The 24,527-nt window shown below is 37.9% G+C and carries 16 protein-coding genes and 1 pseudogene; 9 read left to right on the top strand and 8 right to left on the bottom strand.

The features are described from left to right. Window positions 1–584 precede the first annotated feature (584 nt). Entirely contained in the window at window positions 585–1,238 is a 654-nt protein-coding gene (locus RFH42_RS16160; protein WP_308976920.1) for a response regulator transcription factor, read from the top strand. Window positions 1,239–1,294: 56 nt separating this feature from the next. Here RFH42_RS16160 and RFH42_RS16155 read toward each other — a convergent pair whose 3' ends face one another. Together RFH42_RS16155 and RFH42_RS16150 are read right to left on the bottom strand one after the other, a co-directional pair. Beyond that, on the bottom strand, window positions 1,295–2,062 hold the full coding sequence (locus RFH42_RS16155; RefSeq protein ID WP_308976919.1) for a hypothetical protein: 768 nt from the start codon (window positions 2,060–2,062) through the stop codon (window positions 1,295–1,297). A gap of 343 nt (window positions 2,063–2,405) precedes the next feature. Further along, complete coding sequence (locus tag RFH42_RS16150; RefSeq protein ID WP_308976918.1) at window positions 2,406–5,900, bottom strand: PAS domain-containing hybrid sensor histidine kinase/response regulator; 3,495 nt, start codon at window positions 5,898–5,900, stop codon at window positions 2,406–2,408. A 179-nt stretch (window positions 5,901–6,079) separates the two neighbouring features. Here RFH42_RS16150 and RFH42_RS16145 point away from each other — a divergent pair, with 179 nt between their 5' ends. The 3 genes from RFH42_RS16145 to omp33-36 all read left to right on the top strand — a co-directional run bounded on the left by RFH42_RS16145 (window position 6,080) and on the right by omp33-36 (window position 10,159). After that, on the top strand, window positions 6,080–6,412 hold the full coding sequence (locus RFH42_RS16145) for a DUF485 domain-containing protein (protein WP_308976916.1): 333 nt from the start codon (window positions 6,080–6,082) through the stop codon (window positions 6,410–6,412). 1 nt (window position 6,413) lies between these two features. Then, the gene (locus RFH42_RS16140) at window positions 6,414–8,129 is read left to right on the top strand and encodes a cation acetate symporter (RefSeq protein ID WP_308976914.1); all 1,716 of its coding nucleotides are present in this window, start codon (window positions 6,414–6,416) and stop codon (window positions 8,127–8,129) included. Between the two features lie 1,094 nt (window positions 8,130–9,223). Next, window positions 9,224–10,159, top strand: a complete 936-nt coding sequence (omp33-36, locus tag RFH42_RS16135) for a porin Omp33-36 (protein ID WP_308976913.1) — start codon at window positions 9,224–9,226, stop codon at window positions 10,157–10,159. Window positions 10,160–10,282: 123 nt separating this feature from the next. Here omp33-36 and RFH42_RS16130 read toward each other — a convergent pair whose 3' ends face one another. The 3 genes from RFH42_RS16130 to tenA form a co-directional block, all read right to left on the bottom strand. Further along, a complete protein-coding gene (locus RFH42_RS16130; protein WP_308976912.1) occupies window positions 10,283–12,256 on the bottom strand; it encodes a BCCT family transporter in 1,974 nt (657 codons plus the stop codon). A gap of 313 nt (window positions 12,257–12,569) precedes the next feature. After that, window positions 12,570–15,407, bottom strand: coding sequence for an excinuclease ABC subunit UvrA (gene uvrA, locus RFH42_RS16125; protein ID WP_308976910.1), 2,838 nt, complete (start codon window positions 15,405–15,407; stop codon window positions 12,570–12,572). Window positions 15,408–15,522: 115 nt separating this feature from the next. Continuing rightward, window positions 15,523–16,200 carry a thiaminase II gene (tenA, locus tag RFH42_RS16120; RefSeq protein WP_308976908.1) on the bottom strand — a complete coding sequence of 226 codons (678 nt, stop codon included), beginning with the start codon at window positions 16,198–16,200 and terminating at the stop codon, window positions 15,523–15,525. 220 nt (window positions 16,201–16,420) lie between these two features. On the opposite strand from tenA, the gene RFH42_RS16115 reads away from it, so the two are divergent. The 3 genes from RFH42_RS16115 (at window position 16,421) to RFH42_RS16105 (ending at window position 20,116) form a co-directional block, all read left to right on the top strand. Then, on the top strand, window positions 16,421–17,785 hold the full coding sequence (locus RFH42_RS16115) for an MFS transporter (protein ID WP_308976921.1): 1,365 nt from the start codon (window positions 16,421–16,423) through the stop codon (window positions 17,783–17,785). Window positions 17,786–17,837: 52 nt separating this feature from the next. Beyond that, the gene (gene ssb, locus RFH42_RS16110; protein WP_308976906.1) at window positions 17,838–18,422 is read left to right on the top strand and encodes a single-stranded DNA-binding protein; all 585 of its coding nucleotides are present in this window, start codon (window positions 17,838–17,840) and stop codon (window positions 18,420–18,422) included. 353 nt (window positions 18,423–18,775) lie between these two features. Next, window positions 18,776–20,116, top strand: a complete 1,341-nt coding sequence (locus RFH42_RS16105; protein ID WP_308976905.1) for an SEL1-like repeat protein — start codon at window positions 18,776–18,778, stop codon at window positions 20,114–20,116. Between the two features lie 73 nt (window positions 20,117–20,189). Here RFH42_RS16105 and RFH42_RS16100 read toward each other — a convergent pair whose 3' ends face one another. From RFH42_RS16100 to RFH42_RS16090, 3 genes and pseudogenes are all read right to left on the bottom strand, one after another. Then, window positions 20,190–20,768: a DJ-1/PfpI family protein gene (locus RFH42_RS16100; RefSeq protein WP_308976903.1), complete on the bottom strand. Its 579-nt coding sequence runs from the start codon at window positions 20,766–20,768 to the stop codon at window positions 20,190–20,192. A 123-nt stretch (window positions 20,769–20,891) separates the two neighbouring features. Further along, window positions 20,892–21,623 carry a carbonic anhydrase gene (locus RFH42_RS16095; RefSeq protein ID WP_308976902.1) on the bottom strand — a complete coding sequence of 244 codons (732 nt, stop codon included), beginning with the start codon at window positions 21,621–21,623 and terminating at the stop codon, window positions 20,892–20,894. 342 nt (window positions 21,624–21,965) lie between these two features. Next, a pseudogene (locus tag RFH42_RS16090) lies at window positions 21,966–22,499 on the bottom strand (GNAT family N-acetyltransferase). A gap of 509 nt (window positions 22,500–23,008) precedes the next feature. Between RFH42_RS16090 and RFH42_RS16085 the strand changes: the two are divergent. Together RFH42_RS16085 and prpB are read left to right on the top strand one after the other, a co-directional pair. Next, on the top strand, window positions 23,009–23,200 hold the full coding sequence (locus RFH42_RS16085; protein WP_308976901.1) for a hypothetical protein: 192 nt from the start codon (window positions 23,009–23,011) through the stop codon (window positions 23,198–23,200). A 722-nt stretch (window positions 23,201–23,922) separates the two neighbouring features. Then, on the top strand, window positions 23,923–24,527 hold a 605-nt coding region (gene prpB / locus RFH42_RS16080), incomplete at its 3' end, for a methylisocitrate lyase (protein ID WP_308976899.1).

Genomic DNA, 24,527 nt, shown 5'->3' with positions numbered 1-24,527 from the left:
GCTGGGGGATTTTTTTTATTGGGGGAAAATACAATAAAAAAATATAATCTCTCAAATAACGCTAAAAATATCCCCTCAACATGGCTATGTGGAGGGGGGAATAAAAAAGACCCCTAAGCCGAGTCTTAGAGGTCATGGAGATACCACTTTATAATTTTTATTATCTTTTAAAAAATTGCTAATGAGTAAATAGATAATTTGACCTTTAATAACACTAAAAAATCGGAACAATATGTTTATGGATGATTTAAAATAATATCCATTTGGCTATAAATAATTGCTTTTGTAAAACAAGTAAAAAGAGTTTAAATATCTTTTTTTTTAATATAAGGAAATCAGTGAGATTTTGTATGTAACTATCTAATTTTAAATAATAAAATACAGTTAAGTTTAATGAGGTATTTTCTTTTTTTAGTTATAATTGATCCTGATAATCTTATTTATCGGTTGGAATTGTGTTGATCTGTGCCTAGTAATGAATTTAGGCAAGTATTTTATTGCGAAATTCGTTAATATCTACCTATCATTTATTGTAATAGTGCAGTTGAGATGGAGAACTGTACTAGAGACTACTCGATACGCTTATGAATATTTTAATCGTTGATGATCATCCTCTGTTTCGCCATGCTTTAATTCAGGCTGTACGATATAGTTTTCCTCAAGCGCAGATTCATGAAACTGCAGCTGTGAATGAATTCTATGAACGTCTTGAGAGTGGTTCTGAACCAGATCTGGTCTTACTGGATTTAAACTTGCCTGGTGCTTCAGGATTTTCAGCACTAGTACATGTTCGTGCACAATACCCTGCGATTCCGATCATTGTAGTTTCTGCGCATGAAGAGGCTTCAATCATTCAACGTGCCATTGCTCACGGTGCGATTGGTTATATTCCTAAATCAGCTCATCCTAGCCATATTGGTGAAGCAATTCGACATGTACTGGATGGTGAAATTTGGTTGCCACCGACAATGTCGGGCAATATGAACTTCGATCCTCGTAAGGCAGATGAGACAGCGCTAGCTGAACGTATTCAATCTTTGACTCCACAACAATTCAGAGTATTGATGATGGTTGCTGAAGGTCTATTGAATAAGCAAATTGCTTATGAATTAGAGGTTTGTGAAGCAACAATTAAGGCACATGTGACTGCAATCTTTAGAAAGCTTGGCGTACAAAATAGAACGCAAGCTGTACTAGCAATTAATGCCTTAGATATTGAAGATAAAAGAATTAAATAACGAAATAGGGTTCAAAAGCATCGCTTTTGAACCCTAAAATTTTTTAGTCTACATAATTAAGCAAGGCAATCTTGTTTTGGTGTTAAATTATCACAATTAAGTGGATTTAAAGCACATTGTAATTCATCGATTTGATCTTGCGTAACCATACCTTTTTCTTTGAGATAGTCCGCTACGCGTTCATCTCTGAGACTTAAGAACGCAGCATCATATACGCCTAATCTGACAAATAATGCTGCAGTTTCTAGACTATTAAAACGATCCAATAAAATATCGTCACCATACATCAAAAAGATATGATCATAAGGCGCATCAATATTAATGTTGAGTTGTTGAGCAAGGACATTTGGGGCTGTTTTAATGAAAAGTAAGTCTGAAAGTTCATCGAATTGATTCATATCAAGTTGATTATTACCAGTTTTTACTTTGGCTAGCCATGCTTTAAAAACGAGAACAGCTCCACCTCGTAATAACATGCTCCAAATTTGGTGACGGACCTCATCATTTAGGCTGCTACATTCGGCTTTTAATGTGTCAAGTAAGAGTTGCTCTTGATTCGCTAGCTTTTCAAATAAGCCTAGCCCTTGTGGGTGATAAGCAACTGGGGTGAAGACATCGAAATTAAGTTCCTCAAAAACTTTGAGAGCAAGCGGTACGCTGCTTCGATACAAAGTTTCTAAAGCCTGAAAATGGATCTCTTTTAACTGACTCATTTTGAAAATTTCTGCCCAATTGATATCGGGTAAAAAGGCATTTGCACTGTACTGTCGATAGAATTGCTGTGATTGTTGTTGATCTGTTGAAGCAAAATTTGAAGTATTCATAATAAAACTCCTGCATTGAGGATCCTTTGATCAAATCATCACATTATGATGAGTGAATGCTTGAATCAGTAGTTGTTATAAGTTTATGTGTTATTTAAAGTACAATAGGAATGCGACTAAAGTATATATACGTTATTTTGCCTTTATAAATTTAGTTAATTCAAGTAGTTATTCAATAGTAACAAAGTGTACGTATATTGTTTTAACAATTTGATGATATTTGCCATAGACCAATTATAAATAACTTGTATTTCAAACCATGTTGATTAACAACGGCTAGGTGTTAAAACATGCTTATTATCCAACATGTTTTAACGCCCATTTTATTGACTATGATTGATCATTATGACTTGAGTTTAAGGCTTGAAAGCCAAGCTCTAAGTGCTGCAGGTTTTAATGGTTTCCTTAATAATACAATACTAAGCTCTTTGAGTTGTTGTGGTAACTCAGGGTCAGAATCGGCAGTAATTAATGCGACTGCAACAGACTCTGTTCGATGTGCTTTAATAAAGTCTAAGCCAATTTCATCATTGTTTAAATGCTGATCAATGAGCCAAACATGAATATTTTCTTGTTCAATAATACTGAGCGCTTGTTGTGGATTGACTGCTTTATATACGCTATATCCCCATTTACCTAATAGCGTTGCCATACCATCTAAAATACTCTCATCATTATCTAGACATAAAATTTTCATTGCATGATCACCGATAGGTAAAACATGTGCTGTTGTAGGTGCTTGGCGTATTGGTGCTGCAACAATAGGGGCTTCAATCATGAAACATGACCCTTTGCCTAGTTGTGAATAAACATGTACAGGGTAATCAAGAAGATTTGTCATACGTTGTACAATTGCTAGACCTAAGCCCAGCCCGTGTTCATCCCAAGGGGAGGTGTGACCACAGCGCTCAAATTCTTGGAAGAGTTTAATACGCTGTTCTTCTGCAATACCGGGACCGGTATCCCAAACGCCTATACGAATATGTTGTGGGCGTTCAGCGGAACGTAAAATACCTACAACAACTCGGCCTTTGGCTGTGTAACGTAAAGCATTACTCACAAAGTTTTGAATAATACGTCGGATCCACTGTGGGTCTGTATCAATCCAAAATTGTGTATCGTGGACTTTGAGCTGAATTGAGCGTTGTGCTGCAATAGATTTAAATTGTAGTTCTAAGTCGTTCAATAGATCGTGTAAAGGAAATGCTTGGCGTTTAGGCTGGATAGTTTCACCCTCTAAACGTGCAATATCTAATAGGGCTGATAACATTGACTCAGCACCATAAAGCGAGCGGTCAAGCTGTTGTAAGATTTTTAAATCTTCCTCACTCACCATATTTTGTTCTAAGGCCGTACTAAATAAACGTGCTGCATGCATAGGTTGTAATAAGTCATGACTTGCAGCAGCAATGAAGCGGCTTTTTGACATGTTAGCGCGGTCGGCTTGTTCACGTGCTAATTGTTGTTCAGATAGTGCATTTGCTAATTGCTGAGTACGGTCTTGAACACGAGCCTCAAGAAAAGCTTCATTTTCACGGAATGAGGTAATGTCAGCAAAGGTTGTAACGAATCCTCCACCTTGAATTGGGTTACCACACATTTGAATAACACGGCCATCTTTACGGATACGTTCAAATTCGTGGGCACTGCCTACTTTCATCCAATGAATTCGTTTACGGACATGTTCTTCAATTGAACCAGGACCACACTCACCACGCTCAGCGTTATAGCGAATTAAGTCTGCAATCGGGCAACCGACATATACGAGATCGGTAGGATAATCGAAAAGTTTAAGATATTGATTATTCCATGCGACTAAGCACATATTTTCATCGACTACACTTACACCTTGTGTGGTGTGATCAATCATCGTCATAATCAAATTTTGATTAAAACGTTGCCACTGCGAAGCTTGGTCAAGAATATTTGCTACTTGGCCTACAGCAAGCCCATTATTGACCATAGCGGTAGTCAATAGAGTACGTGCTGATGCTGCGCCAATTGTCCCTGCTAGGTATTGTTCAGTAAAACGCCACCACATGCCATTGGCACTACTGTGTTCATTTAACACGACACCATTTTGGTGGCAGAATTGATTAAAAGCTTGAATCGCTGGTTCATCACCAGTAATACGTTTGGCCAATGCAATGAGATCACCCACTTTTAAACGTGCAACTTCATGATGTACGTAATTGAGGTCAGTGTTGGTACTTTGTGATGGTAATGGTTTGCTTTGGTAATAGAAAAAGCTTTCAGCCTGAATTTGTTCTGCAACACTTGGTCTATAGATACGTGAAATCCAGATAAAGCAAATAATATTAAGACCTAAAGACCAAATAACACCATGTGTCAGTGGTGCAAAAGATTCAAAGCCTAGCAGTGCTTCAGGTCTTAGCCAGTTAATTCCCGCAGGTCCGTAATTTAGAAAGTACTGGCTAATTTCATGATATTGCTCAGGTAAACTTCTTAGAATAGTGGGTAGAAGTAAGGTATACGTCCAAAGAACGAAACCAGTAATCAGTCCTACATATACACCTTGCTGGCTTCCCCCACGCCAATATAGCCCACCTATGAGTGCAGGGGAGAATTGTGCCACTGCACTAAAGGCTAAAAGACCAAAGACTGAGAGTTGGTCAATATCATTAAAAAAGTGAAAAAATAAAAAACCTAAAGACATAACCGCTAAGATACAAATGCGGCGAGTCAGTTTAAGCATGACGGGCAAGCGTTTATCATGTCTAGAAATAACACCAAAATGCCATAAGGCGGGCATAATTAAGTCATTACTTAACATGATAGAAAGTGCGACCGATGAAACCAGCAGCATACCTGTAGATGCAGAGAAACCACCAAGGAAAGCTAAAAGGGCGAGCCCTTCTTGTTCGTAGCTAAGTGGTAAAGACAGTACTGCTACATCGGGAAGTTTTAGAAAATGAGGAGCAGCATGCATGGCCCAACTGGCGATGGGTATAATGGCAAATACTGTTAAGATCAAATAAATAGCAAACCAGCGACGTGCACCACGAATATGCTTTTCATCATGTAATTCAACTACAGCAACATGAAATTGACGAGGCAAACATATAATGGCTAGAGCTGCTAATAATGTTTGCACCCAAAATGTTTCAGGAACACCAAAAAGTTGCACTTCATGAAAGGTATTTTGTACATCATGACTGATTTGAATAATATTTAGGGGTGATTCAAATATAAAAAATAATGCAACACAGAGTAGGGCAGATAGTTTTACAAATGATTCGAAGGCAACAGCGAGCATTAAGCCACCATGTTGCTCAGTATTTGCAATTTGGCGCGTACCAAACATCATCGCCAAAATAGCTAAGATGGCAGTAAGCCCAAGAACGGTATTTGTTGTTGTCGCAATTTGTTGCGTTTGCTGGTCTAGAACAACCGAGGCACTTAAAGCAATAGCACGTAACTGTAAAGCTAGATATGGAATAATTGCAATTACAGCTAAAATTGTGACTAAGGATGCGAGTGATCCACTTTTACCATAGCGAGCCGCAATGAAGTCGGCAATAGAAGAAATAGCGTGATGCTGTCGTACACGACCTAGTCGACGCCAAATATCATAACCTATACCAACAAAGAGTAGAGGGCCCAAATAGATTGGAAGAAATATAACACCTTCTCTAACAGCTGCGCCTGTAGCACCATAAAAAGTCCAGGATGAGCAATAAACACCTAAGGTCAAACTGAACAAAAACATACGACCACGGGTACTTAAACGGCTGGCATGTTTTTCACCAAAAAAAGCACATGCAAAGAGGATGAAAATATAGAGCGCAAGTGCCCCAATAATGAGCCAGCTATTCATAATGACCACGTGGTGAAATGTTAACAATATGATAGCGCATCTCACTAGAATACAGTGATTTGTTAAAAATTTTAACGACCAAAGTCTAAGTTACGAGTGGCACCTAAGCTTGTTACCTTACGCATATCAAAAAATAATTCAATAAACAACCAGGATTGGTTGTCTTCAGGAGCATGATTATGGATGAAAAACAGGTAGAACGTATTCTACAGAATCCTAAATTTCAGGAAATGGTGATCAGAAAGCGTAATCTAAGTTGGACACTAACCGCAATTATGTTGGTTGTTTATGTTGGATTCATGCTTGTTGTTGGTTACAACAAAGAATTTCTAATGACTTCATTTAGTGGCGGCGTAACTACGTGGGGGATTCCACTTGGTTTAGGCATCATTGTTTTGTCATTTGTATTGTGTGGTCTCTATTCCTTTATTGCAAACCATTCATTGGATCGATTGAACGCAGAAGCAATGAAGGAAGTTGAACAAATTACTCATGAAAAAGGATCGCACTAAGATGAAATGGAGTTCATACAAAGCTAAGGCTTTACTTGCGACATCTGCATTGATGTCTTCTTTTGCACAAGCAGCACCAGATCTTGGTGTAGCTGAGCAACAAGCAACAAACTGGCCTGCAATTATCATGTTTGTTATTTTCGTTGGTTTTACCTTGTTCATTACTAAATGGGCAGCAAAACAAACGACAAATACATCAGATTTCTATACTGCTGGTGGTGGTATTAGCGGTTTTCAAAACGGTTTAGCAATCGCTGGTGACTATATGTCTGCGGCATCCTTCTTAGGGATTTCCGCAATGGTATTTAGTTCAGGTTTCGATGGCTTGCTTTATTCACTTGGTTTTATGGTGGGTTGGCCAATCGTTCTATTCCTCGTAGCAGAACGTCTACGTAACTTAGGTAAGTTCAACTTATCTGATGTTGTATCGTTTCGTCTTGAAGAGAAACCTGTACGTACTTTAGCTGCAATTAGTTCATTGGTTGTTGTTGCATTCTATTTGATTGCTCAAATGGTAGGTGCAGGACAGTTAATTAAATTATTATTTGGTTTGAATTATAACATTGCCGTAGTGATCGTTGGCCTCTTGATGATGGCATATGTAATCTTTGGTGGCATGTTGGCAACAACTTGGGTACAGATCATTAAAGCGGTATTGCTTCTTAGTGGAGCAACATTCATGGCTTATATGGTGTTGAACTCTGTTGGCTTTAGCTTCTCTAATATGTTCTCTAAATCAATTGAGGTTTATGGACAAGTACGCAGCATTAGCTTTGAAGAAGCATCTAAAATCATGGGGCCAGGTAGCTTGGCGAAAAACCCGATTGATGCCTTATCTCTTGGTTTAGCATTAATGTTTGGTACAGCTGGTCTTCCACATATTTTGATGCGTTTCTTTACTGTTAAAGATGCAAAAGAAGCACGTAAATCAGTTGTTTATGCTACAGGTTTTATTGGTTACTTTTACCTTTTAACTTTTATCATCGGTTTTGGTGCAATTTTATTTGTTTCAAACAATCCTCAGTTCCTTGACTTAGCAAAAGGTGCTTTGACTGGAAAACTTGAGTTGATTGGCGGTAACAACATGGCTGCGATCCATTTGAGTGAAGCTGTAGGCGGTGACCTATTCATGGGCTTTATCTCAGCTGTTGCTTTTGCCACAATCTTAGCAGTAGTTGCTGGTTTAACACTTTCGGGTGCTTCAGCAATTTCACATGACTTATATGCCAACGTATTTAAGAAAGGACAAACTACTCCTGAATCAGAATTGCGTATGTCTAAAATCGCTACTTTAGTTCTCGCTATTTTAGCAATGATTCTTGGTATTTTGTTTGAAAAACAAAACGTTGCATTCATGGTTGGTTTGGCATTCTCAGTTGCATGTTGTGCTAACTTCCCAGTACTTGTATTGTCAATGTTCTGGAGAGGCTTAACAACGCGTGGTGCAGTAATCGGCGGTATTGTAGGTCTTGTAGGTGCAGTTACGTTAATCATTTTATCTAAAGCGGTGTGGGTTGATACATTAGGTATCTCTGAAGTTGCCCCTAGCTCTTTAAATGGTCCAGCGATTATTGCGATGCCACTTGCATTCTTCTGCTGTTGGTTCTTCTCAATCACTGATAAGTCAGATCGTGCTCAACGTGAGCGTAAGGCTTATGATGCTCAGTTTGTTCGCTCTATGACTGGTATTGGTGCTTCAGGTGCTTCAGATCACTAAAATATAAATTGCAATACTTAAAGGGCTGTCTCATGACAGCCCTTTTTATTTACTGTGTCTATTCCTAATGCGATCGTAATGAGGTGGAAGAGGGTTGTAGGTTTTAATACACTTGTCTTTGTTAAGCCCGATGTAGATCAAGCTATGGGGAAAATGAGTCAGGAGTATGCATTATTGTAAAAGATGTAACAAACCAGAATGAGCGTAATGAATAAAAAGCTGAGGTATTCAGATAAAAAGAGCTCTTGAATATTTACATGTGCTGCAAATCAGTGCATAATGCACCCTATTGGCGCATTCTTAATTGTTTTTCAGCAGAATAATTATAGTTGCCTCAGTTTTAGCGAGAAAAAACCTCAGTTTTCAAAGAAAACTGAGGTTTTTTTTGTATTTGCAAAAATAAAAGGTGTGTATCAAAGAAAATATGCATCATTATGGTGCTTTTTTGCTGAGGGATGAATGGTTAAGCTTTTGTTATCTATGATTTATTGTTTTTTAATTGAATTTATAAGAAAAAATGTGGGATATATATTTTATTTAAATAAATCAATGCATTGGATTTGATAGCACTTTATTACTAAAAAAGACTCTCAGTTTATACTTAAAACTTAATTTGACTTATTTACTTGGAATTGATAATAATTGCCTAACTTATGAATATATAAGACAGAGTTTAAAATCACATAATATTTCAATGTGTTATTAACATTAACTCTGTTGATGACCTTAATTGTTTGTTTTCTATTCTATCTCAGGCAAAAAAAGGTATTAATGTGACAAAATCCTTAAAAAAACTGTAAATAGTGATTTAAAATAACGATCATAACTATTTTATTGATCTATTGTTCCAATTATAAATATAACCATTTATTAGTAGATATTGCTCATTATTTTCAAAAAAATAATGTCATATTGTATTGTTATAATTGATGTTTTTTGTTCTTTTTGGTGAAGTAAGTTTATTGTAACTAGGATACTGACTAAGAAGTCACTAAACCTAACTGATTTATATTATCCTTTAACATCATTGACTTAAAAAAGTGTAACAATAATAATATGAGCATCTTAAACCATTTCAACTTTTGGAAATGACTATGAAAAAACTTGGTTTAGCTACCGCATTATTGGTGGCAATGACTGGTGCACAAGCTTATCAATTCGAAGTTCAAGGCCAATCTGAATATGTAGATGCATCAATCAACGGTAAAAACTTTACTGGTGGTGTTGAAGGTACTTATTACTTAAAAGACGTTGATTCTTCAAAAGGTCCTTTAGCTGAAGCTGCATTCTTAAACCAAGCGTCTAGTGTATCTGCTGCTTATAACTACGCTGAGCTTGACGTTAAAAATGATTCAAAAGTTAAAAACCATAGTTATGGTTTAAAAGCTGAAGGCTACGTACCAACTAAATACGTACCTGTATACGCTTCTGCATCTTATAACCACTCTGTTACTAAACAAAACGGTTATAGTGATGACAATGGCGACCGTTATGCATTAGAAGTTGGTGCTGTTGTTGCTCCTAACACTCTAGTTGCTGTTGGTTACACTGGTACTCCAGATCAGTTCGTTTTTGATACTTTCAATATCATGGACAACGGTATTGCTAACTCTGCTATGCAATCTGCTGGTGCAATCCGTAGCAAAACTGATGCTGCTACAGCACGTATCAAACATGTTGGCCAAATCTCTGGTACAAACATGGCAGTAGGTGTTGAAGTTGCTGGTTTATTCGCTGACAACAACATGTACGGTATGAATGCTGACCTTTACTTAAATCCTAAGTTAAGCGTTGGTGCTACTTTTGTAGGTACTGATGGCCGTGCTCGTCTTGCTGGCTTAAATGATGGTTACAATGTTGGTCGTTTTGACCAAGCTTACGGTGCGAACGTAAACTACTTCGTAACTCCAGCGATTGCTGTAGGTGTTTCTTACTTACATGCTAACCAAAAAGATGCTCCTGCTGTAGACGGTAAAGCTGTTAAGCTTGATACTGATACAGTTGGTGTAAATGCTAAATTCCGTTTCTAAGATTTGAAACTGAAATAGTATAAAAAGCTGCCTTATGGCAGCTTTTTTAATGCTCAATTTTTATGTCTCAGTAAAAAATACCCAATCTAGATGATTGGGCATTGGATTGATAAAGGATGCGGTTTAACTGCGTACAATATTGAGAAAGTGTAAATGACGTTCATATTGATCAATAATGTCCTGTAAAAGATCATCTTTGGTCCAGTTCATGACATCATAATTTTGACCACCTTCTTTTAAGAAGACTTCCGCTTGATAATATTGCGCAGTATTAGTTTGATGCTCCTCTTCATTGAGCATAAAACTTGGTGCAACGGTCTCAGTTGAAATGACTTGATAAACAAAGTTAATTTCATTGTGATGGTCTACTTTGAGTTTAAGACCATGCTCAACTGTACTAATCTCAACTTCAAGATCACGACGCTGTAATTCGATTTGAATACTCTGAAAAGCAAGCTGTACGTTTTGTGCAATGAAGTTTTCTACTTCATGCTGTAGATGTGGGTAGTGCATAATGAGCCCCAAACGTTGTTGCCAACTGCGTGGGTTTTTTACCGCTCGTGGTGTAATCCGCGCATCTTGTAAAGCTTGCATTTTGGTACTGTCGAGTTGTAACGCACGAATTAAGCCCCAACAAATGAGCAATAGAATGAAAGTGAAGGGGAGTGCACTCATAATTGTTGCAGACTGTAATGCAGCCAGTCCACCTGCTTTTAACAATAAGATAGATAAAAGCGCAATAAAAGCAGTCCAAAATACACGCTGCCATAATGGAGAGTTTTCGTGTTTCGCAGTTAAGTAATCAATAACTAAAGAACCTGAATCTGCCGAGGTAACAAAGAAGAGAATAACCAAAATAGTGGCTAAGATACTTGAAACCGAGGTAAAAGGCAGTTGAGTTAAGAATTCAAATAAAGCAACAGATGAGTCTTGTTGCACTGCTGTGATTAGCCCTGTGTGTCCTTGTTGCATGACGCTATGTAAGGCTGCATTGCCCATAACACCCATCCAGACCAAGGTAAAACCAGTAGGAATCAGGAGTACACCAACAATAAATTCACGAATTGTGCGGCCACGCGATACTCTCGCGATAAACATTCCTACAAATGGTGACCAAGAGATCCACCACGCCCAATACATAATGGTCCATCCCCCAACCCAACCTGTTGGATGATATGCTTCAAGGTTGAAGGTCATGTTGAACAAGTTGGAAATATATTGACCGGTATTTTGAATGGTTGTTTGTAGAATATAAATACTTGAGCTACTGAAGAATACAAACAGAAGTAGTAGAACGGCCAAAACAAGGTTAAGTTCAGAAAGCCGTTTAATTCCTTTGTCTAGTCCAAATGCGACAGATAAAGAAGCCATTAAACTTACAATAATAATGAGAATGACTTGGGTATTAATTGATTGTTCCCAACCAAATAAATAATTTAGACCAGAGTTAATCTGAGTAACACCAAAGCCTAAAGTAGTGGCAATACCAAAAATTGTACCAATGGTGGCAAAGGTATCGACACTATCACCAATTGGACCATAAATTTTTTTGCCAATTAGTGGATAAAGTGCGGATCGAATCTTTAATGGCAGATGATGTCGGAAAGAGAAATAAGCCAAAGCCAGACCCACTAAGGCATAAATTGCCCAAGCATGTAAGCCCCAATGGAAGAAAGTGATACGCATGGCTTGTTGTGCTGCACTAATAGTCTCTGCATCACCTTGTGGTGGACGGACATAGTGCATAATGGGTTCTGCCACACCAAAGAACATTAAACCAATGCCCATGCCTGCAGTAAAGAGCATGGCAAACCATGAGCCATTATGGTACTCAGGTAAACTATGGTCTGGTCCGAGTTTAATTCTCCCGATTGCAGAGCAGGCAAGGAAAACTAAAAAAAGTAGAAATAATGCAACAGATAAAACGTAGAACCAGCTAAAAGACTGGATAATCCATTGATTGAGATCTTTGGCAAATAACTCAAATTGACTAGGGTTGACTAAGATGAGCGCAATGAAAATGGTAATAATACAAACAGTACTTAGAAAAACACGAGGATTGACATTGTCAAACCATGTGTGCTGTTTGGAAGGCATAACTCCCCCATATTTTTTAATTAGACAGGCTTGAAAAGGTGACTCTAAAATGACATGACAAAAGTGCTGTAATACATTTTTGAGCAGAAGTGAAAGATATAAAAGTGATTAATATTAAGGACATGGTATAAGCTTGTGCATGACTATGCAATTTTCATTCATTATTTACCATGAAAGATTGTTTTGTTTTACTTATAGATTGATTTTAAAAATTGTATAAAAAACAAGTAATAAGTACAAGAATAAGTTGTTCTAAAGCGTGAACAACTTATTCTGTTACATTTCGATAAACTGTGTTTTGTATCACATAAAACTAGTTTTGTTTCAGTAGTGGCAGTAAGAATTTAGCTGTATGTGAGCTGGTAGATTTTACAATTTCCTCAGGTGTACCTTCAGCAATAATTTGTCCGCCACCAGAACCACCTTCAGGGCCTAAATCTACAATCCAATCTGCTGTTTTAATCACATCGAGATTGTGTTCAATCACTACGATGGTATTACCTTTATTACGTAGTTCATGCAAAATATCGAGTAGTTTGGCAATATCATGGAAATGTAATCCAGTCGTTGGCTCATCTAATACATATAAGGTTTTGCCTGTATCTCGTTTGGCTAACTCACGTGCTAATTTTACACGCTGCGCTTCACCACCAGAAAGTGTGGTTGCTGATTGTCCAAGGCGGATATACCCTAAGCCTACTTGATTGAGTGTTTCCAAACGACGATGGATGACTGGAATTGCATCAAAGAAATGCATCGCATCTTCAACAGTCATTTCTAAAACATCGGAGATATTTTTACCTTTATAACCCACTTCCAGAGTTTCGCGATTATAGCGTTTACCATGGCAAGCATCACATGGCACATACATATCGGGTAAGAAGTGCATGGCCACTTTGATCATTCCATCGCCTTCGCAAGACTCACAACGTCCACCTTTAACGTTAAAAGAAAAACGTCCTGCAGCATAACCACGTGCTTTTGCTTCTGGAGTTTGGGCAAATAATTCACGAATGGGAGTAAATAAACCTGTATAGGTTGCAGGGTTTGAACGAGGGGTACGCCCAATTGGGCTTTGATCAATATCTACGACTTTATCTAAAAATTGTAAACCATCAATCGAATCAAAAGGTTCAGCAGTTAATGTCGTTGCACCATTTAACTGCGTGGCAGCTAAGGGAAGTAAAGTACGGTTAATTAATGTTGATTTCCCTGAGCCGGATACACCAGTAACGCAAGTCATGATACCCAGTGGAATGGTCAGATCTACTTTTTGTAGGTTGTGCCCTGAAGCACCCATGAGTTTAATTTGCTCTTCTGGTTTAGGGGGAGAGGTGCGCTTTGCTGGGACTTTGATTTTTAATTTTCCAGAAAGATACTGCCCTGTAAGGGAATCTTCATGTTGCGCGAGTTCTTGATATGTTCCTTCAGCAATGACATAACCGCCGTGTACACCTGCACCAGGACCAATATCAATAATATGATCAGCTGCTCGGATAGCATCTTCATCATGTTCGACAACCAAAACGGTATTGCCCAAGTCGCGTAAACGAATCAGTGTTTCTAGCAGGCGGTCATTATCACGTTGGTGTAGGCCAATTGATGGTTCATCAAGTACATACATGACACCCATTAAACCTGCTCCAATTTGTGAGGCAAGACGGATGCGCTGTGCTTCACCACCTGAGAGTGTTTCGGCTGATCGAGATAAACTGAGATAATTTAAACCCACAGAAACGAGGAACTGCAATCGTTCACGAATTTCTTTAAAGATTTTGTCAGCAACCTCACCACGTGCGCCAGTGAGTTGTAACGATTGATAATATCCAGCAGCGTCACCAATCGACATTTTAGTGATTTCTGCAATGGTCTTGTCTTGTACTTTGACATGACGTGAAATTTCGTTCAAACGAGAGCCATGACAAACATCACAAGCGGCATTTGATAAATACTGAGCTAAGTCATCGCGAACATAATTACTTTCTGTTTCTCTATAACGTCGTTCGAGATGTGGTAATACACCCTCAAAGACTTGAACTCGACTATGTTTGCGACCACGCTCATCAATGTAACTTAAATCGAGCTTGGTTTTGCCAGAACCATAGAGAAAGATTTTTTTATCAGCCGCTGAAAGTTCTTGCCACGGGGTATCAAGCGATAACTCAAAGTGTTCAGCAACTTTTTGCAAAATTGTGTAGTAATACGGGCGTTGACGATCCCATCCTCGAATTGCACCTTGATCTAATGAAAGTTCTGGATTGGGAATCAATTTATCTGCACTAAAGTGACTCCGTGTACCTAAACCATCACAGGCAGGGCAAGCACCGAATGGATTGTTAAATGAAAAAAGACGTGGTTCGAGTTCTGCGACAGCACGGTCGCATTCAGGACAGGAATGTTTGGCAGAAAATATACGTTCGTCTTGCTCGCCATTCATCCAAGATAAAATGGCAATATCACTGCCAATACGTAAAGCAGTTTCAAAACTTTCTGCTATTCGGTTGCCTAAATCATCACGTACTTTAAAACGGTCAACAACGACTTCAATTGTATGTTTTTTCTTTTTATCAAGAACGGGTGGTGTATCGATATCAATAATTTCTCCATCCACACGCGCACGAACAAAACCTTGACTTTGTAATTGATCAAATAGGTTGCTGTATTCACCTTTACGTTCACGTACGACTGGTGCGAGCAGCATTAACGCAGTACCCGTTTCTAGACCTTTGACCACGTCCACCATTTCGCTAATGGTTTGAGCAACCATAGGGAGGTCATGTTCAGGGCAATAGGGTGTTCCAACTCGAGCATAGAGTAAACGTAAATAGTCGTAGATTTCGGTGATGGTTCCAACTGTTGAACGAGGATTGTGACTTGTTGATTTTTGTTCAATAGCAATGGCTGGGCTCAGTCCCTCAATTGAGTCAACTTCTGGTTTTTCCATCTGTGATAAAAACTGACGAGCATAAGCAGAGAGAGACTCAACATAGCGGCGTTGGCCTTCAGCATATAAAGTATCAAAGGCAAGTGATGATTTACCTGAACCAGAAAGCCCCGTAATCACCACAAATTTATCTCGTGGAATATCAAGGCTCACATTTTTTAAATTATGGGTACGTGCGCCTCGAATACGGATATGGCTTTGGCTCATGTAATTATCCTGCAAAATATATTTGAATGTTCTATATGATAACGCATGAAAAATGTTCAAGGATTACTTGAACATTTTCAGCGACAAATTGTGTCTCTTTAAATGTAAATGTCGCTTAAGCTTTGATTAACTCTGCTGGCCAAGTACGCAACTGATAGGCACTGTCCCAGAATAACCATTCAAGTTTAGCAGCTTGCGTATAAGCTTGATGCATTTTTTCCACCGTAGCAGCATCGGATTGGGCTGCAATACGGTCAATAGTTGCTTTTACTTGTTCAACAGCAAGGTTAAATTCTTCACCAGAATATGTGTCAATCCATGCTTGGAATGGGTTATTTTCCACTGATTTATTGACGATATCTTTACCTACTTCTGCATAAATCCAGAAACAAGGTAGGAGAGATGCTAAAACGACAGGATAGCTCTCTGACCAAGCTGTCGCTGTAAGATATGCGGTGTAATGGTGACAGGCTAAAGTGAGCGGAGTGGTTTCAAATTGTTGTTTTGAAACATCAAATTCTTTCATGAAGCTGTCATGTAAACTACGTTCTACCACAATGGCAACTTTAGCTGACTCGGTAAACAAAATAATTTCATCTGCACTAAACGCCTTTGCTGCACAAACTGCCAAGGCACGGCCATAGGCTTCTAGGTAATGTGCATCTTGAATAACATAATGACAAAACGCATCTTTGTTGAGCGTACCACTGGCCAGTTCCTGATTAAAAGGTAGAGCCAATGTTTTTTGATATAAAGACTGATTACGTTGCCACGCATCTTGAGTAAAGCTCATTATGTTTTCCTATTAACATTAAAAATTAAACTTGTGCTGTAGCGAATATAACAAGAGTCGTGTAGAGAAGAAATGTTTGCTTCGATTTGACCAGAGTCACTGTGACTGGGTCGATGGTGCTTTGTTAAATATGACGATGCGTAGGGCTAAAATATTCCCACAATAGGGAATGAATATGAGATGATATCGAGGATAAATTTTTGATTTAAGCCATGATTTAATAATGAATAATCTAGAGCGCCGTTCAACGTTTGCATTAAGTAGTATCTTTGCGCTACGGATGTTAGGTTTGTTTATGATCATTCCTGTCTTTTCTGTGACAGGGCAGACATATCAACATGCAACACCCGCTTTGATAGGTTTGGCTGTAGGTGTATATGGCCTGAGTCAAGCAATTCTACAAATTCCATTTAGCTTGTGGGCTGATCGTTATCATCGCAAGACTTTAATTGTCATTGGCTTATTACTATTTGCTCTTGGTGGAGCAGTAGCTGCTATGTCAGAGAGTATTTATGGGGTGATTGTTGGTCGAGCTATTGCAGGTGCAGGTGCTGTATCTGCAGTGGTGATGGCGTTATTGTCTGATGTCACACGTGAAGAACAGCGCAGCAAAGCAATGGCAATTATGGGAATGAGTATAGGACTTTCCTTTACTGTTGCTTTTAGCTTGGGGCCATGGTTAACCAGTGTTGTTGGTATTTCTGGGCTCTTTTGGGTCACGTGTATTTTTGGTGTTTTGGCGATTTTTACTCTGTTTTTAGTGCCTAAAACAACACGCCACCATCGTAACTTCCAGCAAGGCTATATGAGTCAGTTGAAGCAAGTGCTTAAAATGCAAGATTTGAATCGTCTGCATTTTTCGATTTTTGCTTTGCATCTATTGCTTACCGCGATGTTTATCTATTTACCATCACAACTCATCACGTTTGCAGGGATTCCTCTATCTAAACATGGTATGGTTTATTTACCTTTGTTAGTCGCCAGCTTATTTGTTGCATTTCCAAGCATTATATTGGCTGAGAAGTATCGCAAAATGCGTGGAATTTTTATCACGGCTATTGCTGCTGTGGTTATGGGGTTAGCAATTTTAAGCTTTGGTGAATATTCAAAGTATATTTTACTTGTTGGTTTGGCATTATTCTTTATTGCCTTTAACGTGATGGAAGCACTATTGCCGTCATGGTTATCTAAAAGCGCACCAATACAATCAAAAGCAACAGCAATGGGTGTAAATGCCAGTGCACAGTTTTTGGGTGCCTTTGTTGGGGGTACTGTCGGTGGTCAATTGTTAATGCTGAATAATACTGGGCTAGGTTGGGGAATCTTAACTGTGATTGCTCTAGTCTGGTTATTGATCAGCTTTGGTTTAAAACAGCCGCGCTATTTGAGTTCGATTGTATTGGCCTTACCTGAGCATATTTCTACATCAGAATGGACTGAAAAATTATTAGCTTTCCGTGGTGTTGAAGAGGTTGTTGTGATGGCCGAGCAGAATGTGGCTTATATTAAATTGGATAAACAAGAAATAGATACGACTAAACGACAAGAATTAGCGCACTTGATAGGTAGAGACCTAGCCATTTGAACATAACTCTTATAAAGTTAAACACAGAATTGAAATAGGATGATAACAGCTCATGCGTGGTGTAAATAAAGTAATTTTAGTTGGCACTTTAGGTCGTGACCCAGAAACTAAAACATTTCCCAATGGTGGATCACTGACGCAATTTTCGATCGCAACCAGCGAGTCTTGGACAGATAAGACTTCAGGTGAGCGTAAAGAACAAACAGAATGGCATCGTATTGTGCTAAATAACCGTTTAGGTGAAATTGCTCAGCAATATTTGCGTAAAGGGTCAAAAGTATATATCGAGGGTTCATTGCGTACACGTCAATGGACTGACCAAAATGGTCAAGAACGTTATACGACTGAGATTCGTGGTGATCAAATGCAGATGCTTGATTCTGCACGTCAGCAAGGTGATCAAGGTGGGGATAATGGTTATAACCAACCTCGCTTTAATAATGCGCCACAACAAGGTGGTTATCAAAATAATAACCAAGGTGGTTATAACAATGCTCCGCAGCAAGGTGGCTATAATAATGCACCTGCTCAGGGTGGTTATGGCAATAATGCAAACCAAGGTGGTGGCTATCAAGCACCTAAACCACAGCCAGCAGCGGCAGCTCCAGCAGATTTAGATGATGATTTACCATTCTAACTTGTAACAGTATTGAGCGTATAAAAGACCTGATTTGATATCAGGTCTTTTTATTTCTAATGTGTATTCGCCATTTTTCTATTGTTTTATATTTTATTCTTAAGGGCAAAAAGAGTGAAAAAGTCATCAGACTTTTTAATGAACTTAGCATTTGATTAAAATGACCGTTGATGAGAAAGTTGATTGTTAGTCCAAAACTAAATATGACTAATATTAAAAAAAGAACAGATAAAATCTTAAGAAGTTCTGATGGTTTTAAAAGTTTATATTCTTTTAAAGAATATCATTTAGTTCAATTCAACGATAAAACTAGATTAAACTAAACAGCCACCTTGATGCTTTAATTTAACTTTATGAAATTTAATAAAAATATTTTAGCACTCTTATTTATTTTAAGTTTCGCTTCTATGCCGACTGTATATGCCCAAGACTTTACTAAAACTTTAGAGGCAGCGGAGCGCGGTGATGCGTTAAAGCAATTTGATCTAGGTGCAATGTATTACAGAGGTGAGGGCGTTAAACAAGATTATGTACAAGCACGACCATGGTTAGAAAAGTCGGCTCTGCAGGGGCATGCTGAGGCGCAGTATGGTCTGGCGGTCATGTATTATAATGGGCAGGGTGTAGATAAAAATTTAGTACAGACGGTATCTTGGTTAAATAAGTCTGCTACACAAGGCTTTGCTAAAGCACAATATGCCTTAGCACTGTTGTATTACAAAGGTGAAGGAGTCACTAAGGATGATCAACAGGCAGGAAAAGGCTTTGAACAGGCTGCGGCCCAAGGCAATATTGATGCACAGCTTGCATTGGCGATGATGTATCACAAGAAACAATATAATTTAAATCACCCACAACAGATGGTGGGCTGGGTTAAGAAAGCTGCTGAGCAAGGTAATGCTGATGCGCAAAGTTATTTGGGTTGGATGCTGTTGAATGGTGTCGATGTTCCTCAAGATATCAAGCAAGCTTTAATTTGGTTAGATAAGGCTGTTGCTCAGCATAATGCTTCAGCCCAATATCTCTTGGGTGAGATGTATGTTAAAGGTAAAGGCGTACCGCAAAGTTATACTCAAGCTTTGAGTTATTTAAATCAGTCTGCGGCACAAGGTAAAGCCGAAGCACAAAGCTATCTAGGTTGGATGTATTACAGTGGTAGTGGCGTAAAACAAAACGATCGTACAGCATTTGATTATTTCAATCAGGCTGCGCAGCAAGGCAGCGCTTATGCGCAGTATTATGTTGGCGAGATGTATTTTAAAGGACGGGCTACGACTCAAAATTATAAACAGGCTTTTCAATGGTTCAGTAAATCTGCAGTTCTAGGCAAGCCTGAAGCCCAAGGTTATTTAGGCTGGATGTATTATTATGGTGAAGGTGTAACACAAAATGATGCACTTGCTTTTGATTGGTTCAATAAAGCCGCTGATCAAGATGATGCCTATGGACAATATTATTTAAGTGAGCTTTATCGTGATGGCCGCGGTACCACTAAAAATATAGCACTCAGTAATAAATGGTTGCTGAAGGCAGCGAGAGGCGGTGAGAAAATTGCACAGTTTACTTTAGGGGCAAATTATTTGCATGGTTATAACGGAATGCCTCAGAAAAAATCTCAAGCATTGATTTGGTTACAAAAAGCGGTAGCACAGGATTATGAGCCAGCAATTGCGATGCTAGCGACCCTATATTAATACTATATTTTGATGAATAGGGCGTTAAGATTTAACTTAACGCCTTATTTTGCGTAGTTAGCTGAATAGGGGATTAGATTTGAATATTTGCTCCGAGTGCCTTAACAAACTGAGCCATCCAAGCGGGGTGTGCAGGCCAAGCAGGAGCCGTAACCAAATGTCCATCAGTAACAGCTTCTGTAACGGCTATATCGGCGTATTGTCCACCCGCCATTTTGACTTCAGCAGCACAAGCTGGATAGGCAGAACAAGTCCGATTTTTTAATATGTCTGCTGCAGCTAACAGCTGTGAGCCGTGACAGACGGCAGCAATTGGCTTTTGTGCAGCATCAAATTCACGGACAATTTCAATGACGCGATTATTCATGCGTAAATACTCAGGTGCACGCCCACCAGGCACCACTAGACCAACATAATTTGCTGTGTTGACTTGGTTGAAATCATAATTAATAGCAAAGTTGTGACCACGTTTTTCACTATAGGTTTGTTCACCTTCAAAATCATGAATTGCTGTTGCAATGTGATCGCCTATTTTTTTATCAGGACAGACTGCATGAACCATATATCCAAGCGCTGTTAAGAATTGAAACGGAACCATAGTTTCATAGTCTTCAGCATAGTCACCCACTAACATCAAAATTTGTTTAGACATATTTTCTCTCTAATATCGTGGTTTATGATTGTGATCTGACCTTAGCAGATGTCAGTGACGTTGATAAGTCAGCGCATAAAAAAAGACCTGAAATATCAGGTCTTTTCATCAAGATTTATAGCGTTATTCAAGGACGAGACGAGCATTTTGAGCTTGTACTGGGCGGTTGTTGGGATGTTCCATTAATTGGCTAAAGGCTTTAATTTGTTTGGCAGAAGCCTGTTGCACTTCTTTGAGTACGATCCAACGGACACCTTCAGAGCATGGTGGGGTAGTGAGAGAACCATTAAAACGGTAATAATCTAATTTCTCTGGTAAGAAGCTTGCTGCAATATCTTGATGTTTTAGTGGAGTGGCATCGCCCACTTTTTTCGGTAATTCTTTCCAAAGCTTAGCAAGTTTTTTATTTTCTGCTCCTTGCTCAAACATCACCGCTACTACAGTTAATTCACCTTGTGTTGTTGCATGGACTAAATGCATTTCCATCGGATAAGATTTGCCATGAATGGTATTTTCACTTGGGCTATGTAGATGAAATTGCTTTAATTCAAATTGTTTATTATCCAGTGATAAAAAATTACCTTCGTTGAAATTCACCTGCACAGTACGAGCATTATTAATAATGCTTTTGCTGCTATGTGTGTAGTTAAATTTCAATGGAGACAATTGTGCATCAATGGTTTGATCAATATTAATCGGGGATTGATTGAGGCCAGAACAAGCTTGATATTTACTGTTGATACTTGCCCAATGTGCTGGTGCTTGTTGATCTGCATAACCCCAATCTAAATCTGCACCTGCAAATGCGGTTTGAGTCGCAAAGAGCATCATCACCGCTGCGCTTTTAAATTTCATAATCTACTCATATAAGTCTGAATAATAAGAAGTTATATGGTGCAAAAAATCAGCTTGTGCTGCAAAAATATTCGTTGTTTAAATCACCGCTTGAGGACTACTTAAAAAAGTTTCTTATTTAGATGTCGATATTATGTACATATGTTCATTTAAGGAGAATGAATCGAATAATGTACTGTTTTTATGTTGTTATAGAGAAAGCTCATTATACCTATATCCGCTATCTATTGAGAAGGCAGACTAGGCATGGTTATATATTTTTCTAGGTTCAACTGATGTTCTAGCAATTGCATTTTGTCATTAATGAAATCATTTGATTCATCGCTTCTCTGTATAGATGATTTAGCGATGAGGATTTTTAATTTCATAAAGAACGTGGAGTTGTAAAGGATGCTGCATTGGAAGTTTGGGGTGATTAAATTCATCTACTTTATGCATGCCAATTTTTTGCATCACTGCTTCAGATGGAGAGTTAAGCTTTGCAGTAAAGGCGACAACCTTTTCTAATTGAAGCGTTTCAAAGGCATATTTTAAAGCTGCTTGAGCAGCTTCAGTAGCATAGCCTTGTTGCCAAAATGCACGGGCTAAGCGCCAACCTATTTCTACACACGGTGAAAACTCAAATTGAGAGGGTTGGTGATGTAAGCCAACAAAACCAATAAATTGTCCAGTTGCTTTTAGCTCTACAGCCCAAAAGCCCCAGCCTTATTGTTGAATAATTGATGTTACAGTTGCAATAAATTTTAGGCTTTCAGTTTCATTCAAATTGTTTGGAAAGTAACGCATAACTTGTGGATCTAAGCCCATTTCAATAAAGGGTTGATGATCTTGAACTCGCCATTGTCTTAAAATTAAGCGAGATGTTTCTATGTTCATAGTGAATAAATGATCTTGAAAAAGGCGATTATTATACTATAAGCAACTTCGATGAAATTGAATAAAAAAATAGAGCATCATAAAGAAATAATAAATTAAAGCATGTGATATATAGGTTATTGAAGAGTATATTGTCGAATATTTTTTGTTCTGAATGTGGTTAAATCTGATTATTAAATAACTAAAAATTAGAATGTTAATCTTACCAATAGATTCTCGTAAAAAGTAGATTAATGTAGTTTAATTCGCTTTAAATATAATTTAATTTGTTTTAAACACAGAATATTAATTTATTGTTAACTGTATCAGATTCATAAAAATCAGATTTTCCTTATTTTGAATATAATGAAAAATTTTCAGCCTATATATTTCAACTACTTAAGGTTGATGATTACATGAAATAACATAAAGTTAACCTAACATAATGTTTATACAAGTTTTTTTTTGCAAGGATACGCCCTGTGTGCTAGCTAATACACTTTATTATTTTTTATTAAAAGGACATACACATGAAATTAGTTAAACTTGCATTTGCTGGAATTGCTTTAGTTACGGCTTCACATACTTTTGCCGCAGAACCAGCAGCAGATATTGCTGCACCTGTTGAGTCAGCAGAAACAGAAACAACTGAAACTTCAGCTCCAGCAGCAGATCAACCAGCTTCAGATACTTCAGTAGCAGAAATGCCTGCTGCACAATAAGTAAAGTGTATTTTTGCATATTGTATTAAATACATCATGATAATGAAGCAATAATCAAAGGCATAGATTTCTCTTGTTTGAAGAGGCTAAGCTTTGATTAGGCTGATAGAACATATTTTATTTATGCTCATATTTTATTTTATAAAATGACAGCTAATTAAAATATGTTTTATAGCCCAAATATCTTTATTTAGAATTTGAAAATTAAGATATTTTCAATATTAAATGAATATTTTTCTGACTTAATACCACATTATTTTACATGCCATAGTTATTCATAATATTTGTACGCTGAAACATAATGCGGTATAAATATTTTCAAATTAAAAGTCTAAGAATACTTAAAATTTAGTTGAAAAATGATGAAAATTTTTGAGAAAACAAAATATTAATTTTTATAAAATACTAGTTATTCAACTACTTAAGTTTTTTTCATACTTGACTTCTATTATTGGTGATGTCATTTAAATGAATAGTCTGCATTGTTGTGTTTAATCAATACGTTATTTTTCAATAAATAGTTGTTGATTCTTCTGTAGGGGGCTTTGGGTCTGTACAGCAATCATATTATGTAATAAAGATTAAATTAAACTCGATTATTTTTTAAACAGAACCCATGGGTTCTATTTCTCAATTCTCTTGGAAATATAGGTTATATTAGATAGGTTAGGGAATAAGATTTTAACATACGGTAAAAAAACGAACGAAGAAGGAGAGCAACGATGACAGCACAAACATCTGCAGGTCTAAGATTTAGACAAGCTTTGGAAGTCGAAAAGCCATTACAGATTATTGGAACTGTAAATGCCTACGCAGCCATGATGGCAAAACAAGTTGGCTATAAAGCGATTTATGTTTCAGGTGCAGGTGTTGCAAATTACTCTTATGGTTTACCTGATCTAGGTATGACCAGTTTAGATAACGTTCTTGAAGATGTACGTCGTATTACTGAACGTGTTGATACTCCTTTGTTGGTTGATATTGATACAGGCTGGGGTGGTGCTTTTAATATTGCGCGTACGATTAAAGAAATGATTCGCGCAGGTGCAGCAGCGGTACATATTGAAGATCAGGTTGCACAAAAACGTTGTGGACACCGCCCAAACAAGGAAATTGTGACTCAACAAGAAATGGTCGATCGGATTAAAGCTGCGGTTGATGCTAAAACTGATTCTAATTTTGTGGTGATGGCACGTACCGATGCACTACAAAAAGAAGGTCTACAAGCAGTGATTGATCGTGCTTGTGCTTGTGTTGAAGCTGGTGCCGATGCAATTTTTGCAGAAGCCATGACTGATATTACAATGTACAGAACAGTTTGCGATGC

The organism is Acinetobacter rudis (assembly GCF_031157835.1).
In the GTDB taxonomy this organism is placed as follows: Bacteria; Pseudomonadota; Gammaproteobacteria; order Pseudomonadales; family Moraxellaceae; genus Acinetobacter; species Acinetobacter rudis_A.
This window is presented reverse-complemented; position numbering and strand designations above follow the sequence as displayed.